General features: G+C 63.2%; 15 protein-coding genes. All 15 read left to right on the top strand.

The genetic code is table 11. From position 1 onward, the window contains the following. Positions 1 to 33: 33 nt before the first annotated feature. Positions 34 to 1,230, top strand: coding sequence for an acetyl-CoA C-acetyltransferase (locus tag VNN55_00315; GenBank protein ID HWO55992.1), 1,197 nt, complete (start codon positions 34 to 36; stop codon positions 1,228 to 1,230). 8 nt (positions 1,231 to 1,238) lie between these two features. Then, on the top strand, positions 1,239 to 2,108 hold the full coding sequence (locus tag VNN55_00310; protein ID HWO55991.1) for a 3-hydroxybutyryl-CoA dehydrogenase: 870 nt from the start codon (positions 1,239 to 1,241) through the stop codon (positions 2,106 to 2,108). 48 nt (positions 2,109 to 2,156) lie between these two features. Further along, on the top strand, positions 2,157 to 3,305 hold the full coding sequence (locus tag VNN55_00305; GenBank protein HWO55990.1) for an acyl-CoA dehydrogenase family protein: 1,149 nt from the start codon (positions 2,157 to 2,159) through the stop codon (positions 3,303 to 3,305). Positions 3,306 to 3,307: 2 nt separating this feature from the next. After that, the gene (locus VNN55_00300) at positions 3,308 to 4,459 is read left to right on the top strand and encodes an acyl-CoA dehydrogenase family protein (GenBank protein ID HWO55989.1); all 1,152 of its coding nucleotides are present in this window, start codon (positions 3,308 to 3,310) and stop codon (positions 4,457 to 4,459) included. A gap of 231 nt (positions 4,460 to 4,690) precedes the next feature. Beyond that, positions 4,691 to 5,644, top strand: a complete 954-nt coding sequence (locus VNN55_00295; GenBank protein ID HWO55988.1) for a branched-chain amino acid transaminase — start codon at positions 4,691 to 4,693, stop codon at positions 5,642 to 5,644. 194 nt (positions 5,645 to 5,838) lie between these two features. Further along, positions 5,839 to 7,101, top strand: a complete 1,263-nt coding sequence (gene glyA, locus VNN55_00290; protein HWO55987.1) for a serine hydroxymethyltransferase — start codon at positions 5,839 to 5,841, stop codon at positions 7,099 to 7,101. A 5-nt stretch (positions 7,102 to 7,106) separates the two neighbouring features. Beyond that, a complete protein-coding gene (gene cutA / locus VNN55_00285) occupies positions 7,107 to 7,436 on the top strand; it encodes a divalent-cation tolerance protein CutA (protein ID HWO55986.1) in 330 nt (109 codons plus the stop codon). Between the two features lie 324 nt (positions 7,437 to 7,760). Beyond that, positions 7,761 to 8,552 carry an SAM-dependent chlorinase/fluorinase gene (locus tag VNN55_00280; GenBank protein HWO55985.1) on the top strand — a complete coding sequence of 264 codons (792 nt, stop codon included), beginning with the start codon at positions 7,761 to 7,763 and terminating at the stop codon, positions 8,550 to 8,552. 5 nt (positions 8,553 to 8,557) lie between these two features. After that, entirely contained in the window at positions 8,558 to 9,007 is a 450-nt protein-coding gene (gene nrdR, locus VNN55_00275; protein ID HWO55984.1) for a transcriptional regulator NrdR, read from the top strand. Between the two features lie 21 nt (positions 9,008 to 9,028). Further along, positions 9,029 to 9,742 (top strand): twin-arginine translocase subunit TatC, encoded by a 714-nt coding sequence (gene tatC / locus VNN55_00270; protein HWO55983.1) that lies wholly within the window; start codon positions 9,029 to 9,031, stop codon positions 9,740 to 9,742. A gap of 312 nt (positions 9,743 to 10,054) precedes the next feature. After that, positions 10,055 to 10,276: a cold-shock protein gene (locus tag VNN55_00265; GenBank protein HWO55982.1), complete on the top strand. Its 222-nt coding sequence runs from the start codon at positions 10,055 to 10,057 to the stop codon at positions 10,274 to 10,276. A gap of 257 nt (positions 10,277 to 10,533) precedes the next feature. After that, positions 10,534 to 13,044, top strand: coding sequence for an endopeptidase La (gene lon, locus VNN55_00260; protein HWO55981.1), 2,511 nt, complete (start codon positions 10,534 to 10,536; stop codon positions 13,042 to 13,044). A gap of 96 nt (positions 13,045 to 13,140) precedes the next feature. Beyond that, positions 13,141 to 14,856 carry a metallopeptidase TldD-related protein gene (locus tag VNN55_00255; GenBank protein HWO55980.1) on the top strand — a complete coding sequence of 572 codons (1,716 nt, stop codon included), beginning with the start codon at positions 13,141 to 13,143 and terminating at the stop codon, positions 14,854 to 14,856. 191 nt (positions 14,857 to 15,047) lie between these two features. Next, on the top strand, positions 15,048 to 17,267 hold the full coding sequence (locus VNN55_00250) for a M1 family aminopeptidase (GenBank protein HWO55979.1): 2,220 nt from the start codon (positions 15,048 to 15,050) through the stop codon (positions 17,265 to 17,267). Between the two features lie 222 nt (positions 17,268 to 17,489). After that, complete coding sequence (locus VNN55_00245) at positions 17,490 to 17,660, top strand: hypothetical protein (protein ID HWO55978.1); 171 nt, start codon at positions 17,490 to 17,492, stop codon at positions 17,658 to 17,660. The last annotated feature ends 138 nt before the right edge of the window (positions 17,661 to 17,798 follow it).

Raw genomic sequence — 17,798 nt, 5'->3', positions numbered from 1 at the left:
CCGCCTCTACATGGCCAGCAAACGAGGTGAACAATGCCGAACCCCCAGAATGAAGCCGTCATCCTCTCCGCCTGCCGCACGGCGATCGGAACCTACCAGGGCGGGCTGTCGAACTTCAGCGCGACGCAGTTGGGCGCGATCGCCATCCGCGAGGCGGTCCGTCGCGCCGGCATCGGCGGCGACGATATCGATGAAGTGATCATGGGCCAGGTGGTGCAGGCGGGCGCCGGGCAGGCCCCCGCGCGTCAGGCCGCCATTCACGGCGGCGTGCCGTCGGCGGTCGGCTGCATGACCATCAACAAGGTTTGCGGGTCCGGTCTCAAGGCCGTCATGCTCGCCGCCCAGTCGATCCGCGCCGGCGATCAGGCGTTGGTCGTGGCCGGCGGCATGGAGTCGATGTCCAACACGCCGTTCGTTCTGCACGGCGCCAAAAAGGGGCTGAAGTTCGGCGATCAGATCATGAAGGACTCGATGGTCCTCGACGGTCTCTGGGACTCGTTCAACAACTTCCATATGGGCAACGCCGCCGAACTGACGGCGAAAAAATCGAACATCACCCGCCGCGATCAGGACGAGTACGCCGCCGGCTCGCACGCCAAGGCGCTGGCCGCCATCGCATCCGGCAAGTTCGCCGCCGAAATCGTGCCCGTCGAAGTCCCGCAGCGCAAGGGCGATCCCATCAAGTTCGAAAAGGACGAGTGCCCCCGTCCCGGCACCACCGTCGACACCCTCGCCCATCTCAAGCCGGCATTCCAAAAGGATGGGACCGTGACCGCCGGCAACGCGCCCGGTCTCAACGACGGCGCCAGCGCGCTCATCGTCGCCTCGCGCGCCTATGCGCAGGCGCACAACCTCAAGCCGCTGGCCCGCGTCATCGACTACGCCGTCGCCGGCACCGATCCGGAGCTGCTGTTTTATTCGCCCATCTACGCGGTGCGCAAGCTCATGAAGAAGCTCAACGTGGAGATCGGGCACTGGGACCTGATCGAGGCCAACGAGGCATTCGCGGCGCAGTGCATCGCCGATGGTCGTGAGTTGGGCTGGGACTGGGACCGGGTCAATGTCCACGGCGGCGCAATTGCCCTTGGGCATCCGATCGGCGCCTCCGGCGCGCGCATCCTCACCACGCTTATCTACGCCCTCAAGGACCGCAACAAGTCCCGGGGCCTGGCCACCCTCTGCCTCGGCGGCGGCAACGCGGTCGCCCTGGCCATCGAAATCGAGAACTGAGGAACAGTATGAGCGTTTCCGCACACATCAGGAATGTCGCCGTCCTCGGCGCCGGCACCATGGGCAATGGAATTGCTCACGTCTTCGCGCAGAGCGGTTTCTCGGTCACGCTGATTGACACCACCCCCGACATCCTCTCCCGCGCGCTGGCCACCATTACCGCCAACCTCGACCGTCAGGTGAAAAAGGGCATCCTCACCGACACCGATAAGGCCGCCACCCTCTCCCGGCTCAAGACCAGCAACATCACCGCCGATGTCGCCGGCTGTGAACTGGCCATCGAGGCGATCTTCGAGAATCTCGAAGCCAAACGCGAACTGTTGGGGAAAGTCGATCGCGCATTGGGGGACAAGGCGATCATCGCCACCAACACGTCGTCATTGCCGATTACGCTGCTGGCGGCCGCCACCGGACGTCCCGACCGGTTTGTCGGGATGCACTTCATGAACCCCGTCCCGGTGATGAAATTGGTGGAGATCATCCGCGGACATCGCACCTCCGACGAGACCATGGCGGTTATCGTCGACCTCTGCGCCCGTCTCGGCAAGACCGGCGTCAGCGTCAACGATTACCCCGGCTTCGTGTCCAACCGCGTGCTGATGCCGCTCATCAACGAGGCAGTCTTCTGCCTGATGGAGGGCGTGGCCGATGCGCCGGCCATCGACGAGGTGATGAAACTGGGCATGAACCATCCGATGGGTCCGCTGACGCTGGCCGACTTCATCGGACTGGATGTCTGCCTCGATATCATGAATGTGCTCCACACCGGATTGGGCGATCCCCGCTACCGGCCCTGCCCGCTTCTGAAAAAGATGGTGCACGCCGGGCAACTCGGACGCAAAAGCGGCCGTGGATTTTACGACTACGCCAAAGCCTAACGGGCGCGCGGCCGTCCTTCGCGCCGCGCCCATTGAGGAAGTGACACCGTGTTTGACCACACACTGACCGACGAACAGAAGATGTTGCGCGATGCCGCGCGCGAGTTCTGCGACAAGCGCGTCCGCCCCAATGTCGAGGCGTGGGACCACGCCGAACGTGTCCCCGACGAGATCTTCCGGGAAATGGTCGAGCTGGGCTACTTCAGTCTGCTCTGTCCGGAGGAATACGGCGGCATGGGGCTGGATGCGGTCTCCTATGCCGTCATGCACGAGGAGTTCAATCGCGCCTCGGCCGGGCTGGGGATCATCATGTCGGTGCACAACTCGCTGGTCGGCGGGGCGATTCGGCGCTTCGGCACCGAGGAGCAGCGCCGCCAGTGGCTGCCGGCCATGTGCGCCGGCAAACTGGGGGCTTATTGTCTCTCCGAGCCGCACGCGGGCACCGACGCCGGCGCCCTGCGGCTCTCGGCGAAGTCCGACGGCGACGCGTATGTCCTCAATGGCGAGAAGATGTTTGTGACCAACGCCGACTACGCCAGTTTTTACCTTGTCTTCTGTCGCACCGACGTCAACGCCGGCACCCGCGGCATCAGCGCCGTGCTGGTCGATCGTCACACCCCCGGGGTCGCCGTCGGCAAGCCCGAGCGCAAAATGGGCATCAAGTGCTCCGACACCCGCTCGGTCTCCTTCGTCGATGTGCGCGTCCCCAAGGCCAACCGTCTGGGCGAAGAAGGGCAGGGGTTCAAAATCGCGCTGTCGCAGCTGGATCATGGCCGCATCGGGGTCGCGATCCAGGCACTGGCCATCGGCGAGGCCGCCTACGAGGAGGCGCTCAAGTATTCCAAAGTCCGCGAACAGTTCGGCAAACCGATCTGTGAATTCCAGGCCATCGCCTTCAAACTGGCCGACATGCGGATGAAACTCGACGCGGCCCGGTTGATGGTCGACCACGCCGTCCGCCGTATGGGCGCCGGCGAGCGGGTTTCGCGCGAGGCCTCCGAGGCCAAGCTCTTCGCCTCGGAGACCGCCAACTGGGTCGCCGATCAGGCGGTGCAAATTCACGGCGGCTACGGATACATGAAGGAGTATGCGGTCGAACGCTACTTCCGCGATGCTCGCATCACCGAAATCTACGAAGGCACCTCCGAAGCGCAGCGCATTGTCATTTCACGGGCCATTCTCGCGGAGAAAAAGTAGACATGTGGTGGGATCCCAAAGTCGAAGAGTTCCGAAGTCAGGTCCGCGAATTCGCTGACACGGTCGTGGCGCCCGCCGGCGACCGGATGGATCAGGCCGCCGAATTTGAGCCGGCCCTCCTGCAGGAACTGAAGGACCGCAAGTTTTTGAGTCTGCTCTGCCCGCGCGAGTTCGGCGGGCCCGGCTTCGATACGCTGACCTATGCGGTCGCCGTCGAGGAGCTCTCGCGGGTCTGCGGCTCGACCGGGATCACCGTCGCCGCCGCCAATTCGCTGGGCGTCTATCCCATCGATGTCTTTGGCAATGCCGAGCAGCGCCGCCGGGTTCTCACCGGCGTGGCCGAGAAAGGCGACATGATCGTCTTCGGCCTCACCGAACCGGGCGCCGGTTCCGATGCCTCCGGCACCAAGACCACCGCGGTGCGCGACGGCAACGATTGGGTCATCAATGGCGGCAAGTGCTTCATCACCAACCCGCATTTCGCCGAATGGGTGATCTGCACCGCCGTCACCCGGCCCGGCATCGGCGCCAAGGGAATCTCCTCCTTCCTCCTGCACAAGAGCACACCCGGCTTCTCGGTGGGGAAGAAGGAAAACAAGATGGGGCTGCGCGGCTCCGACACCGCCACGCTTCACTTCGATAACGTGCGCGTCTCGAACGATCAGATGCTCGGCCCGGAAGGGGAGGGGTTCAAACAGTTCATGAAGACCCTCGATGGCGGGCGCATCTCGATCGGCGCCATGGCCCTCGGTCTGGCCCAAGGCGCATATGAAATCGCCGCGCGTTATGCCAAGACGCGCATTCAGTTCGGCAAACCGATTGCCGAGCACCAGGCCATTCAGTTCAAGCTGGCCGACATGGGCACGCAAATCGAGGCGGCACGTCACCTGGTCTACCACGCCGCCTGGCTGAAGGATCACGGCAAACCGTTCGCCAAGCAGTCGGCGATGGCCAAACTGTATGCCTCTGAAATCGGCCACCAGTGCGCCTACCAAGCGATCCAGGTCCTCGGTGGCCATGGTTACGTCACCGCCAACCGGGTGGAACGTCACTTCCGCGACGTGAAACTCTGCGAAATCGGCGAGGGCACCTCGGAAATCCAACGCATTGTCATTTCCCGTTATATCCTGCGTGAGTTTGACAACGTGGTTTAAGTCCGGATGCCTGTTTCACGCGCTGGCGGCCGCGGACCTGCAACGTTTCCCCGTCGCGGGGCGTAGAACACATGGGCTGGCCCAGACCCCGTCGCGACCGCCGCTGGCCCTGACAATTTCGGGGCGGAAACCGCTTGAAATCGCCGCGCGGGATGTTATGATAGGTTGTCGTCGCTGGTTTGCGGACGTGGACGAACCGACACTCACACTCCCACCCCCCGGGGAGGTCGCATGGCGTTGGAGAAGGTCGACAAGATCTGGATGAACGGCGAGTTCGTCGACTGGGACGATGCCCGCATCCACATCCTCTCGCACGTTGTCCACTACGGTTCATCGGTGTTCGAGGGGCTGCGCTGTTACAAGAACGCCCGCGGCTCCGCCATCTTCCGGTTGCAGGACCACACCAAGCGCCTGTTCAACTCCGCCAAGATCTACCGGATGGAGGTGCCGTACACGCCGGACGAGATTAACGCCGCCATCATCGAGCTGATCTCGCTGAACAACCTCGAGGAATGTTACATTCGCCCGGTGATCTACCGCGGCTATGGCTCCATGGGCGTCAATCCGGCCGGCTGCCCGGTCGATGTCGCCATCGCGGTCTGGAACTGGGGAAAGTACCTCGGTCCGGAGGCTTTGGAAAACGGCGTCAATGTCTGCGTCTCGTCGTGGAGCCGGATGGCGCCGAACACATTCCCCGCCCTGGCCAAGACCGCCGCCAACTACATGAATTCGCAGTTGATCAAGATGGAGGCCATCGCCAACGGTTATGTCGAAGGCATCGCCCTCGACACCGCGGGGTACATCTCCGAGGGTTCGGGTGAAAACGTTTTCCTCGTCCACAATGGCGTCCTCTCCACGCCACCGGTTGCCTCCTCGGTGCTCTCCGGGATCACCCGCGACACGGTGATGCGGCTGGCCGAGGAGATGGGAATCAAGGTGCTCGAGGAGCGACTCCCGCGCGAGGCGCTCTACATCGCCGATGAGGTCTTCCTATCGGGCTCCGCCGCCGAGATCACCCCGATTGCCTCGGTGGACCGCATTCCAATCGGCAACGGCCGTCGCGGTCCGATCACCAAGCGTCTCCAGGAGCGCTATTTCGCCATCATCGGCGGCGAGGCGCCCGACAACTTTGGCTGGCTGACCCCGGTCACCATCAAACGCCCGCAGCCGGTCGGCGCCCGCTGACCCGATTCCATCAATAACAACCCGTAGAGGCGGCTCTCAAGCCGCCTCTGGCGCATTGGAGCCGATCGCAGATCCCAGAAACCACCGCCCGGCCCCGTCACAATCCTTCCAGACCCACTTGTTAAGTCCCGCATTCTTTGCTATCTCACCTCCGGTGTGTCCCTTGCGGATGCGCCCGACCAGGAGATCATACCATGTCCGCCCTTGCCCAGACCGACCCCGAACTGTTCAATGCCATCCTCGGCGAAACGCACCGTCAGGCCGAAAAACTCGAACTGATCGCCTCGGAGAATTTCGTCTCCGAAGCGGTGCTCGAGGCGATGGGCGGGGTGATGACCAACAAGTACGCCGAGGGATACCCCGGTAAACGGTACTATGGCGGCTGCGAATACGTCGACGTGGCCGAGAATCTGGCCCGCGAACGGGCCAAGGCGCTCTTCGGCTGCGAGCACGCCAACGTCCAGCCGCACTCCGGCTCGCAGGCCAACATGGGGGTCTACTTCACGGTGCTCAAGCCGGGCGAGAAGATCATGGGGCTGAATCTCTCCCATGGCGGACACCTGACCCATGGCCATCCGCTCAATTTCTCCGGGTTCCTCTTTGAGGTCCACGACTACGGCGTGACCCGCGAGACCGAGACCATCGACTACGATGCGATGATCGCCAAGGCCAAGGAGGTCCAGCCGAAGATGATCGTGGCCGGCGCCTCGGCCTATCCGCGCACTCTCGACTTCGCCAGATTCCGCGAAGCCGCCGACGCCTGCGGCGCCTATCTCATGGTCGACATCGCCCACATCGCTGGATTGATCGTCGCCGGTCTGCATCCCTCGCCGATTCCGTATGCCGATTTCGTCACCACCACCACCCACAAAACCCTGCGCGGCCCGCGCGGCGGGATGATCATGTGCAGGGAAAAGTACGCCAAGGATCTCGACCGCACCGTGATGCCGGGCATCCAGGGCGGGCCGCTCATGCATGTGATTGCGGCCAAGGCGGTGGCCTTCCAGGAGGCGCTACAGCCAGAATTCAAGACCTACCAGAAGCAAATCGTTGCCAATGCCAAGTCCATGGCCGAACGCCTCAAGTCGCACGGGTACCACATTGTCTCCGGCGGCACCGACACCCACCTGATGCTGGTTTCGTTCATCGAGAAGGGGATCACCGGCAAAGCCGTCGAAGAGGCGCTCGACCGCGCGCGCATCACCGTGAACAAGAACGCGGTCCCGTTCGACCCGGCCAAGCCGTTGGTCACCTCGGGCATCCGCATCGGCACCCCGGCGGTCACCACCCGCGGCATGAAGGAAGCCGAGATGATCCAGATTGCCGACATGATCCACCAGGTGATCGCCGACTTGGGCAATTCCACGGTCGAGCGAAAGGTCGCCGACGAGGTCATGGCCCTCTGCGCCCGTTTCCCGCTCTACGCGTCGCGTCTGCGCCAGCCGGCGGCCGTCTGACAGCCATGCATCCTTCGCGCCACGAGTACGCCGTCGTGCTCTCGACCTGCGCCTCGAAAAGCGAGGCGGAACGCATCGCCGAGCGTTTGGTCGGCGATGGCGCCGCCGCCTGTGTCAACATCGTCGAGAAAGTCACGTCCGTTTATCGCTGGCAGGGCAAACTGCGCAAGGATACCGAGTGCCTGCTGGTGATCAAGACCCGCTTCGATCTGACCGATCGGGTTGAGGGAACGATCAAGGGATTCTCATCTTATGAGTGTCCGGAGGTGATCGTCCTCCCGATCATCGACGGCTCGGCCGATTATCTGCGCTGGCTGGACGACTCCACGCGGTAGAACCATCGCAAGCAGCAAGTCAGGAGGTCAGACATTCCTGTCTGACCTGCCATCCCCGATTGAGGGGCGCACTTTGCTCCTCGATCGGGGATGGCATCTGGCGGGAGGGCCGCCCTGCCGCGCGTATCGCCTCGTTCGGCGGGTCCCAGGAGCGGGCCCACCTCACGAGGCGATGGACAGACAAGATTGGCTGTCCTCCTGGAGAACAAAGATTCCCGGCCAGTCGCGGCACAGGGCGCCGCGACCAGGTCGGAATGCGATGGTTGCGTGCGCGCGGCGAAAATTCGCGTGGCGTGGCATCCCGGCGCATGGCAGATTGCTCCTGTGGCGCGCCCGCTCATCACCCTGACCACCGATTTCGGCTATGCCGATGGGACCGTCGGCGCTATACTCGGCGTGATCAAATCCATCTGCGCCGACGCCGAAGTGGTCAGCATCGCCCACGACATCCCGCCCCATGACATCGTCCACGGCGCCTGGGCGCTCTATCAGGCCGCGCCCTTTTATCCCAAGGGGAGCATTCATATCGGCGTGGTCGATCCCAGGGTCGGAACCCGCCGGCGCGCGATCCTAATCGAGACGGAGCGGGGCTTCCTGCTCGGGCCGGACAACGGGATGCTGACCTGGGCGGCGCAGGAGATGGCTCCCCGCCGCTACTTTGCCATCGAGAATACCGCCTACCGTCTCGGCCCGCCGGGCCTTACATTCGATGGGCGCGATCTGTTCGCGCCGGTCGCGGCGCATTTGGCCTCCGGGGTCCAGCCCGATGCGATCGGCGAGGACGTTCCCGCGGTGGTCGATCTGGCCTGGCCGGAGCCGGAGGTCGGACGCGGGCGGATCGAAGGCGAAGTGTTGCTGGCGGACCGCTTCGGCAACCTGATCAGCAACATTCCGGTCGCGCTGGTTGCCGCGACCTTCGCCGACCATGATGTGTTGATTACGCTCAGGGGACGTCCCGTTGGCGGTCTCTCGCGCGGCTACGCCGCCATTCACGGGCCGCTGGGCGCGGTGATCAACGGAACCGGACTGGTGGAAATCGCCGCTCCCGAATTCTCGGCCGCCGGGTTGACCGGCGCCGAACGCGGCGACAAGGTGATCGTAACCGGACAGGTCTAGACGCTATGCGCTGCCCCTTTTGTGGATTTGAAGAAGACCGCGTCGTCGACTCCCGCTCGGTGCGGGAGGGGAGAGGTGTCCGCCGCCGCCGCGAATGCCTGCGCTGCAACGAACGCTTCACGACCTACGAATATGTCGAGAAGGTCGAACTGATGGTCATCAAGAACGATGGCCGTCAGGAGCCCTACGACCGCAGCAAGCTGATCGAGGGACTGCGGCTGGCCTGCAAGAAGCGCCCCATCGACCAGAAGAAGATCGAGGCGATCGTCGACGAGGTTGAAAAGCGGCTCTATGCCCTCTCCAAGGGAGAGGTGGCCTCGAAGTTCATTGGCGAGACGGTGATGGATATCCTCAAGGCGACCGACGAGGTGGCCTATGTCCGCTTCGCCTCGGTCTACCGCAAATTCCAGGACAAAACCGAGTTCGTCGAAGAACTCCGGCGCATGCTCGGATAGTCCGTTCGTCTCGCCCCGACCATGCCCGCCGAAACCGACAGCCGCGAAATGTCCTTCCTCGAACACCTCGAGGAATTGCGCTGGCGGCTGGTCAAATCGGCCGCCTCCATTCTGCTTTTTTCCATCGTCGCCTACTTCTTCACCGACCACATCCTCAACTTCCTGACACGGGACATCGGCGCGGTGTACTTCAACGCCCCGACCGAGGCCTTCTCCGTCCGCATCAAACTGTCGATCATTACCGGGCTGCTGGCGGCGTTGCCGGTGGTCTTCTGGCAGATCTGGCAGTTTGTGGTTCCCGGGCTCTACCGCAACGAGGCGCGGCTGGTGATCCCGGTGGTGATCCTGGCGACCATCGCCTTTGTCGGCGGCGCCGCCTTCTGCTTTTTCCTCGTGCTGCCGGTCGGAATGCAATTTCTGCTGGGATTCGGGACCGAAAAGATTCAGCCGCTGATCAGCGTTGGACGCTACATCAGCTTTGTCTCCTGGATGTGCCTGGGGTTCGGGGCGGTGTTTGAACTGCCGATCGTCTCGTTCTTCCTCGGACGCATCGGCTTGATCGACAGCGGGATGCTCAGACGCGGCCGTCGCTACGCCGTCGTCGGCATCCTGGTGGTCGCCGCGGCAATTACCCCCTCGCCGGATGTCTTTTCCCAGCTGATGCTGGCCGGACCGCTCTATATCCTCTATGAACTCTCGATTGTCATCGTCAGAATGACCGGTCGTCGGGGCTGAAAATCGTCTCCAACTGACAGGAACTGTCGCTATCTCCTGTATAGATTCCTGTTGACAGCGGGAGTCGCGTGTGTATTTTGGAAGTGATCGTTCCAGGCCCCAACACCGCTGTGTGAAAATCCGTGCTCCTGCTCGTTTCTCGGAGTAGTTCTATAGCTATCGGCTCCGGGACGCAAGAGTCGGGTGCTCTAGTTTTTGCCGTGTGCCAAACGTGGGCGGCATCGGTGTTGGCTGCCACGGATGTCCAGGCCGTTGATAACTGTTCCAAGGCATTAAGGCATTAACGTTCAACGGCGAAAGGTGGTGACGCAGTTGCCGGAAGGAAACGTGAAATGGTTCAACGACGCCAAGGGGTACGGTTTCATTCGCCAGGATGGCGACAACCGGGATGTGTTTGTCCACTACTCCGCGATTCATGGCGACGGATTCAAGACCCTCAAAGAGGGTGAGCGCGTCTACTTTGAAGTCGTCCAGGGTCCCAAGGGGCTCCAGGCGGCGACGGTTCAGCGGGGCGGGGCCCCACAGGCGCAGTAGAATCCCATTCCGACCATGAGAACCAGAAAAGGGCGCGCTCGGCGCGCCCTTTTAATTTGTTGTGCCGCAATATATTGTGTTCGTCTTCTGCATTTTTTCTTCAAGTCGACGTTAATTGATTGCCTCCGACCGCCGTCGGCAGATTATAGTCCCTGTCCCCGGGTGGACAGCGGAGCCAAACCGGCCGAAATCTGGTTATATGGGGTGGATTCCACACCATAACCCGGCCCGCGGCATGGCGGCAAAGGCAGATGTACGTGGACGAAAAACGGCCCCCTGAGCAGACCGGCGAGCGTGCCGGCGCGGTCACCTTGCCCTGCATCCCGTTGCAGGCCGAGGTCCCATTCCCACTGGCCGTGGTCTCCGCCGTCCTGCGATTTTCCTATGCCTACGAGGCCCTGTCGCGCGCCCACGAGGGGGAGCAGTTCTGGATTTACTGGACCCACGATGATGCCGACCCCCGTCGCGCGCCGCAGAACCTCCCCGACATCGGCGTGGTCTGCCGGCTTCTGTCTTTGCGTGAACTGGGACCGGGGCAATTGCGGGTTGATTTAGAAGGCCTCTATCGCGGGCAGCGGCTGGCGATTATCGGCGAAGAGACGGCCGTGCGGCTCATGGTGCGTCCGGTCGAGGAGCTGACCGTCCCGGTGCCGGCGTGGCAGGAGAAAATCGACCTTTGCGCCGGTCTTCTCGCCACCCTGGTCAACCGCTCCGTGCAGTACCCGGCGGAGCTTCTGAAGATTGCCGAACTGGCGCGCGACCGCGCCGACCACTTCGCCGACCGAATCGCCGCGGCGGTGCACTTTCCGCAGGAAGAGAAGTGGCGTCTGGCGCAATTGGCCGATCCGGGGGCGCGTCTCGACCTGCTGGCCGATCTGCTGCGGGGCGAGGTTGAGGAGGCGGGACGTCGCGCCGATCTGGCGCGTCGTGTGCGCGCCTCCAACGAGCGCCGGCAAAAAGCCGAGCTGCTCCGCTCTGAATTGACCGCGTTGCGTAAGGAACTGGAGTCGCTGGAGCCCGGCGCCAATGAACACGACCAATTGGCCGAGCAGATCGCCGCAGCCGGGCTGCCGGTCTCGGTGGCGCGTCGCGCCCGCAATGAACTCGAACGCCTGCGCATGATCTCGACCGCCTCGGCGGAATACACGGAAATCCGCAACTACATCGACTGGCTGATCCACATTCCCTGGACTGCGCTGGCCCACGAGCGCACCGACGGGGACGAAATCCGCCACATCCTCGACGGCCAGTTCTATGGTCAGAAGCGCGCCAAGGACCGCATCTGCGAGTACCTGGCGGTCATGCACCGCACCGGACGTCCCGCGCCGAACGTTCTCTGCCTGACCGGCGCCTCCGGTATCGGCAAGACGCAACTGGCCAAAGGCATCGCCAAGGCGCTGCGCCGTCCGATGATCACCCTCAACCTCGGCCTGTTGCGCTCGGAGGGTGTGCTCAAGGGGAATCGCCGCACCTTCCCCGGCGCGATGCCCGGACGCATCATCCGCCAGCTGCGCGCCGTCGAGGTGGTCAACCCCATCTGCCTGCTGGAGGACGTGGACCGTCTCGGCACCGAAAACAACCGTCCCGATCTCTCGGCGGTCCTGTTGGAAGCGGTCGATCCGGAGATCAATAGCGAGTTCTGGGATTACTACCTCGAATTCCCGTATGATCTCTCCAAGATCCTCTACATCTGCACCGCGACCGACCCCGAGAGCGTGCCGGAGATGTTGGCTGAGCATCTCGAGTTTATCGATCTGCCCGGTTATCTGCTCGAAGAGAAAATCGAGATCACCTTCAACTACCTCTGGCCGCGTCAGCTGGCCCAGCACAATCTCCCGGCCGAGGAGTTCACGCTCACCGTGGCGGCGGTGCAGAAGATCATCCGCGAGTACACGCTGGAGGCCGGGCTCTCGAATCTGAACAAGTACCTCGAGGTCATCTGTCGCCACCTGGCCGGCCAGCGCGCCGCCGGGCAGCGCGGCTTTGTCCGGGTCGGAGTCCAGCACATCGAGCGACTGTTGGGCACCCCCATCTTCATCCCGGAAAAGGCCGAGATGAAGCCCGAAATCGGCGTGGCAATGGGTGTGGCCTGGACCCAGACCGGCGGCGACATCATGTTGATCGAGGCGCTCAAGATGCGCGGCTCCGGACAGGTGATCTCGACCGGCTCATTGGGCGATGTCATGCGCGAGTCGATCCAGGCGGCGCATTCCTATGTGCGCTCCCGCGCCGACTGGCTGGGCATTCCCCACTCCGACTTCGCCAGTTACGACATCCATGTGCACTTCCCCTCGGGCGCCATTCCCAAGGATGGCCCCTCCGCCGGCGTCACGGTCTCCGTGGTCATCGCGTCGGTGATGTCCGAGCGGCCGATCCGCAACGACTACGCCATGACCGGCGAAGTCTCCCTGCGCGGCAAGGTGTTGCCGGTGGGCGGGATCAAGGAGAAGGTGGCCGCCGCGCACCGTGTGGGGATCCACAAGATCATCGTCCCCAAGCAGAATGTGAAGGACCTGCAGGATGTCCCGCGCCGGATCGCCAAGGAGATGACCTACATCCCGGTGGAGACCGTCGACGAGGTCTTCGAGGCGGTCTTGCTTGATTTTGATCCGGCCAAGGCGAGTTTGGAGAAACTTTTACGGATGGAAATGGTACGTAAGCATACCGCCCGCCGGCAGCGCGCCGCGGCGCGGGGCAAGGCACGCGCCCGGGCCAAGACCCGGCGCAGTGAGAAAAAACGCGCCACCGGACGACGTCGAAGCCGATGATCCCACGCAAGAGAGTCCTTGTTATCCGGCCTTCCAAGCCGGATTTTCATTTGATGAACGCCGCGTCCATTCAGTCCTGATTCCAGGGAGGGGTAAGTGAGAACGGTCTTCTGCATTGCCATTGTCTGTCTGGTCACGTTGGTGGAATCCGCCGCCGGCCAGGGACGCGCCGCCGCCGGCGACCCGCTGTTGCAGGCCCTGCAAAGCGAGATGGGCCGTTCGGTGGCCCGTCTGCGGCTGGACGATTACGAGCCCCCGTATTTCATCTCGTACCGTCTGACCGATGTCCGCTCCGTTGATTATCGTGCCAGCTACGGCGCCCTCACCTCGGCCGGCGGCGATCGCTACCGCGCCCTGGCCGTCGATGTGCGCGTCGGCGACTATATCGACGACAACACCTCCGACGACGACGGCTTCTATTTCGACCCGCGCGATTCCGACTCCTACATGTACTCGCGCCGGTATGCGCCGATCGACGACGACACCGCCGCGTTGCGGCAGGACCTCTGGCTGCTGACCGATTTCCGCTACAAGACCGCGCTGGAGACCTTCATCGGCGAACGCGGACGCCGGGTGCAGAAGGTGGACAAACCCGACCGTCCCGATGACTTCTCGCCGGCGCCGAAGGTCGAGCGGCTCGATCCGGTCGACACGCTTGCCATCGACCGCAAACGCTGGGAGGGGCTGGTCCGCGTCATTTCCGCGCGCTTCCGCGTTCATCCGCTCATTCACTCCTCCGATGTCGACTTCATGGCCAGTTCGCAAATGCGCTATCTCCTGACGTCCGAGGGAACCAAACTGCGCACCAATCTCCAGAACTTCTCGATTTCGATTTCCGCCGAGACCCGCGCCGAGGACGGCATGCCGATTTCATTGGAGACGGTCTGGAAGACTCACCGCGCCGACGGACTGCCCGATTCCGTCGCATTGGCCCGAGCCGCCGATTCGCTGGCCGGTCTGCTCCTGCAGCTGCGCGAGGCGCCGGTGATGGAGCCCTACACCGGCCCGGCGATCATCCGAAGCGGCGCCTCCGGCGTCTTTTTCCATGAGGCGCTCGGACACCGTCTCGAAGGCCACCGCACCCGGCGCGAATCGGAGGGACACACCTTCAAACAGAAGATGAACCAGCGCATCATCCCTGACTTCCTCGATGTCTACGACGATCCGACGGCGACCCACGCCGCCGGCGCCGAATTGTATGGCCATTACGCATACGACGATGAGGGAGTAGCCGCGCAGCGCACCTCGCTGGTCGAAAACGGCGTTCTCACCGGATTCCTGATGTGCCGCACGCCGATCAAGGACATCAAAACCTCCAACGGGCATGGCCGCAGCGACATGTGGAGCGAACCGGTCAGCCGCATGGGTTCGCTGTTTGTCTCCACCGACGCGCCGGTCTCCTACGATTCCCTGCGCGCGCTGCTGTTGGCCGAGTGCCGCAAGGAGGGCAAGGACTACGGCCTCATTTTCGAGGACATTGCCGCCGGCGAGACCAACACGTCATCGTATGGCGTCCAGACTCTGCGCGTCCGTCCGCGCGTGGTCAAGAAGGTCTATGTCGCCGATGGCCGCGAAGAGCTGGTGCGCGGCGTCGAGCTGATCGGCACGCCGCTGGCGGTGTTGGAGAGCATCCAGTCGGCCGGCAACGATCCGGGCGTGTTCAACGGTGTCTGCGGCGCCGAATCGGGGTGGGTGCCGGTGTCCGCCATCGCGCCGAGCGTGCTGGTCGGCGAAGTGGAAGTCCAGCGCATGGACCGCAACCTCAAGCGCGGCCCGATTCTCCCGCCGCCGCTGCATGATCCCGGCACCTGAGCGCAACATCCGCAGCCATTCCAACGGCCCGCCGCCATGGCGGGCCGTTGTCGCTTTGAACGTGTCAAAATTCGTCCCCAATCGCCGCCGGGCCAAAATCGCCGCCGGGAACTTCACCGCCGCTGCTTATCTTATGGCATGTGGTCGCGGGGCCTCCGGCCCCTGGTCCTGCCGCGTGATGGGAGAAGGAAATGCTGCGCCGTATTGCCTCCGCCGTGGTCGTCGTGTTTGCGCTTTTCACCTCTGTCTCCGCCGATGACGCGCCGCTTCCGGTCGACCCCGCGCAAGCGGGGCCGTCGGCGATGCACTCGGAAGAGGCCGCCGCCAAGGCCGCGGCCCTCCAGCGGATGCGTCTGAGCATGGTCCCCAACCTCGTGCTCGATCAGAGCGGCTTTGACGCGGTCCATTATCGCATCGAGTTGGCCATCGACGAGGTGACCGGCCAGATCGCCGGCTCCACCACCATGACCGCCCGCGCGCGCACCGATGGTTTCAATGCGCCCACGCTCAATTTTCTCGACCCGATGGTGGTCGATTCGGTCAAGACCGCCGGCCAATCCATCGGCTGGACCCACGTCGGCGGATTCATCTACACCACACTGCCGGCCGTCTACAACACCGGCGACCTGTTTGACCTGACGGTCTACTTCCATGGCCACCCGACCGAGGGCGGCTTCCAGGGGTTCGCCTTCGACCTCCACGCCGGCGTGCCGATCATCTCGACATTGTCCGAGCCGTACATGGCCCAGTCCTGGTGGCCATGCAAGGACACCCCCTCCGACAAGGCCGACTCGGTCGACATGATCGTGACGGTCAACGAGGCATTCTACGCGGTTTCCAACGGCACCCTGCTGGATTCGACAGGCAACGGCGACGGCACCTCGACCTATCACTGGCGCGAGTCGTATCCGATCACCACCTATCTGGTGTCCCTGGCGATCACCAACTACGAGCGCTTCACGCGCTGGTACCACTATGGCGCCGACTCGATGCCGGTGAACTTCTATTGCTACCCCGAGTCCCTGTCGACCGCGCTGTTACGCTGGCCGATCGCGGTCAACCAGATCGAAGCATTTGCCGGCTACTTCGGCGAGTATCCATTCCTCGCCGAAAAGTACGGCATCGCGCATTTCCCCTGGGGCGGTGCGATGGAGCACCAGACTGTCTCGTCGCACACCTACAGCTCCTTCGGCTTCAATGAATATGTGATTGCCCATGAACTGGCGCACCAGTGGTGGGGCGACCTGGTCACCTGCCGCGACTGGCACCACATCTGGATGAACGAGGGATTCGCCTCCTACGCCGAGGCGCTCTGGGCCGAGCACAACGGCGGCGCGACCGCCTATCGCAACTATATGGCCTCGATGCAGTATTACAGCGGCGGCCGCATCTACATCGACGACACCACCAACGTCGGCAACATCTTCAGTCTGCGCGTCTATGACAAGGGCGCCTGGGTCCTGCACATGCTGCGCGGCGTGATCGGCGACGCGGACTTCTTCGAGCTGCTGCAGGCCTACTACAACGCGCCGCAATTCCGTTACAAGGATGTCGTCACCGAGGAGTTCCGCGACCTCGCCGAAGCGGTGTCGGGCCGGGATCTCAATTGGTTCTTTGATGAATGGATTTACGGCTTCTATTACCCCCAGTACTTCTACTCGTCGGTCTGCCGGGGTCGGTCCGATGGCCAGTACGACCTGTTTGTTCGCCTGCGGCAGGCCCAGACCACCAGTCCGCAGACCTTCGTCATGCCTGTGCCGGTGGTGGTGGGGACCGGCGTCGGAGCCGATACCGTGATCCTCTGGAACAACTTGCGTGATCAGGACTTCCACCTCGTTCGCCCTGATTCGGCGCTGGTGACCAATCTCGATCCGCTCAACTGGATCCTCGATACGCACAACTCCGAAACCTACGGGGTCCAGCTGGTCTCCGACAGTCTGATCGACGCCGTCCAATACGAGCCATACTTTGACTCCCTGATCGCGGCATGCAGCAACCCCGCCGTGCCGATCACTCTGACCGTCGTCAACGGCGTCCTGCCGGCCGGGTTGTCGCTGGATCCGGCAACCGGGCGCGTCACCGGTACCCCGACCGACACCGCCGACGGCTCATTCCTGATCCGCGCCGCCGCGGCCGGATTCACCAACGATCACAAGCAGATCCACATCACGATCCACCCGGCGCCGTACCTGCCGGGCGACCAGAATGGCGATCGCGTGCTGGATGTGACTGACGTGGTCGATCTGATCAATTACGTCTTCCGCGCCGGTCCGCCGCCGTCGCCGCTCAACGCGGCCGATCCGAACGGGGACTGTGTGTCCAACGTCGCCGACATTGTCCGTCTCATCGACCATGTCTGGCGCGGCGGGGCGCTGCCGGTGGCGGGATGCCTGGAACAGCCGACGTTCTGACAAAAAAACTCACAAAAAACACGTCGGCCGCGTACTGCAGTTAGACAGACGTGCCGGTTCCGGCGGCCCTCGCAGTGTCCCCGCCCGGATCCGGGATGTAAGATACCCGAAGCAAGTCCCACAGTGCGTCATCGTGCACGTGGATCGCCGGAGGATGTTGGCGCCGGGGATCGGCCCTTCGCCATGGCAAGACATCTGACCACAAGCCACGGGAGGCCTGCGATGCCGAAGCGCAAAACCATTCCATTCACTCGCACCGCGGAGAAGGAGAACTGGAACCTCTATGGTCTCCAGTCGCTCCAGCCGGAGCGGTTCGCCAGGGTGGTGGGTCGCATTCTCGACGGACGCTACCTCGTGTTCCGTCCGACCCCGCCGTCGCGGCTGAACATGTAGGGAGCGCGCGCGATTGGCACGCGCATGAGAATCACTTGATCGATTGAGTCGTGCTGGAAGTCAAAGGCGCGGTTGCCGCGCCTTTTTATTTTCCCCGGCCACCGTCGGTCGCCGTATCAGCGCCAGACGATCTTCCCG

It is taken from the genome of bacterium (genome assembly GCA_035559435.1).
In the GTDB taxonomy this organism is placed as follows: domain Bacteria; phylum Zixibacteria; class MSB-5A5; order WJJR01; family WJJR01; genus JACQFV01.
The sequence above is the reverse complement of the archived record's forward strand: the minus strand, read 5'-3'. Positions and strand labels throughout refer to the sequence as shown.

Excerpts from the sequence above, each read along its gene's own strand:
- VNN55_00310 (HWO55991.1), top strand. The coding sequence starts at position 1,239 with ATGAGCGTTTCCGCACACATCAGGAATGTCGCCGTCCTCGGCGCCGGC.
- VNN55_00245 (HWO55978.1), top strand. The coding sequence starts at position 17,490 with ATGCCGAAGCGCAAAACCATTCCATTCACTCGCACCGCGGAGAAGGAG.
- nrdR (HWO55984.1), top strand. The coding sequence starts at position 8,558 with ATGCGCTGCCCCTTTTGTGGATTTGAAGAAGACCGCGTCGTCGACTCC.
- cutA (HWO55986.1), top strand. The coding sequence starts at position 7,107 with ATGCATCCTTCGCGCCACGAGTACGCCGTCGTGCTCTCGACCTGCGCC.
- tatC (HWO55983.1), top strand. The coding sequence starts at position 9,029 with ATGCCCGCCGAAACCGACAGCCGCGAAATGTCCTTCCTCGAACACCTC.
- VNN55_00300 (HWO55989.1), top strand. The coding sequence starts at position 3,308 with ATGTGGTGGGATCCCAAAGTCGAAGAGTTCCGAAGTCAGGTCCGCGAA.
- VNN55_00315 (HWO55992.1), top strand. The coding sequence starts at position 34 with ATGCCGAACCCCCAGAATGAAGCCGTCATCCTCTCCGCCTGCCGCACG.
- VNN55_00250 (HWO55979.1), top strand. The coding sequence starts at position 15,048 with ATGCTGCGCCGTATTGCCTCCGCCGTGGTCGTCGTGTTTGCGCTTTTC.
- glyA (HWO55987.1), top strand. The coding sequence starts at position 5,839 with ATGTCCGCCCTTGCCCAGACCGACCCCGAACTGTTCAATGCCATCCTC.
- VNN55_00295 (HWO55988.1), top strand. The coding sequence starts at position 4,691 with ATGGCGTTGGAGAAGGTCGACAAGATCTGGATGAACGGCGAGTTCGTC.